Here is a 443-nt window from a genome sequence, read left to right on the forward strand (position 1 = left end):
GCGTCGTCGTAGTCGTAACGCTCGCTGTCGCCGACGGCGTTGGTCGCTTCGATCAGGTGCCGATAGGCGTCGTAGCGGTAGCTGACCAGCGTCTGTTCGCTGTCCCAGGCACCGTCGCGAAACACCTGGTAATCGACCCCGACCAACTGCGCGCGGTCATACCGCAACAGCAGCGAACGCCCGGCGCCGTTGTCCAGGCGCTGCACCCGGTCAGACCGATCGTGCTGCACCGTCAGACGATTGCCATAGGCATCGCTGATCGCCGTCAGCCGTCCTGCGCGAAAGTGATAAAACCGTGCGGTTTCCCCGGCCAGCGCGAGGATCAGCTCCTCCGGCTCATCGCCCAAGAAAATCGCTGCCCGCGACAGGCTGTTGTGAATCGCTGGCCGCTCACTACTCGGCAACGGAAAGCGGGTGCGGCGGTTTTCGTGATCGACCCAAAC

General features: G+C 63.7%; 1 protein-coding gene. It reads right to left on the minus strand.

The features are described 5' to 3' along the window. A partial coding sequence (locus tag M9827_RS27620; protein ID WP_250608393.1) for a hypothetical protein occupies positions 1-443 on the minus strand: 443 nt, incomplete at both ends.

Origin of the sequence: Pseudomonas sp. AKS31 (genome assembly GCF_023634765.1) — a bacterium.
Lineage (GTDB): Bacteria > Pseudomonadota > Gammaproteobacteria > Pseudomonadales > Pseudomonadaceae > Aquipseudomonas.